Source organism: Vibrio sp. 1078-1, assembly GCF_033340475.1.
In genome coordinates this window covers 1-702 of record NZ_JAWOWM010000355.1, presented here as the reverse complement: position 1 = coordinate 702, position 702 = coordinate 1, and the positions used below count along the sequence as shown (strand labels likewise).

Genomic DNA, 702 nt, shown 5'->3' with positions numbered 1-702 from the left:
CTCAATTGCTTGAGAATGTCGTTGGTCGATGCACACCAAGCTTCGCTCGATTCCCTCGGATAAGAGAACGTAAAATCGTCATCAAAACCGTCTTGTTTTACCGCTGCTAACTGCGCACTAGGCAGTTCATTTTGTCTCTGAGGCTTGGATACTGTTGGCAAGGAAAACTTTTGCAACCATGCTCGTTTGAATGGCGTAAATACTTTGAAATACTCACCTTGCTTGTTGAGTACGGTCGTTGGCGCATGAACGCATTTGTCGTGAAAGGCGTGAAACTCTACCCCACGATTATCCAGTGCTTGAGATACCTTTCTATCCAACTCAACTTCATTCACTTCATAATTGATGTTGACCATTACCGCTGTTGCGTTGAGCTTATCCGCCCAATCGCAAATGACTTGTGTACAGTCGTCAAAACGCGGAACTTCTTTATATAGAAGAGGAATGTTTAGCTCTGTGAGCTCTTGATGAACATGCTCAAGACGCCTGGCGATTAAATCCGCCTGCATCGGCGCCATGTGGTGCTCTTGCCACTGTTCTGGCGTTGCAACAAAACAAGCAACAACAGGTTGTCCTGTATCAAGTGCCGCCTTTAACGCCGTGTGGTCTAACGTGCGTAAATCGCGCCTAAACCAAACCAGAATCATGTGGTCTCCTTACTGAATCTGTGTTTGTGCAAGATGAAGTTTCTCAATAACTTCC

The 702-nt window shown here is 45.7% G+C and carries 1 protein-coding gene; it reads right to left on the bottom strand.

Annotation, left to right across the window (positions count from 1 at the left end; genetic code table 11):
* A partial coding sequence (locus R7190_RS27545) for a deoxyribodipyrimidine photo-lyase (protein ID WP_318137891.1) occupies window positions 1-647 on the bottom strand: 647 nt, incomplete at its 3' end.
* Window positions 648-702: the final 55 nt, after the last annotated feature.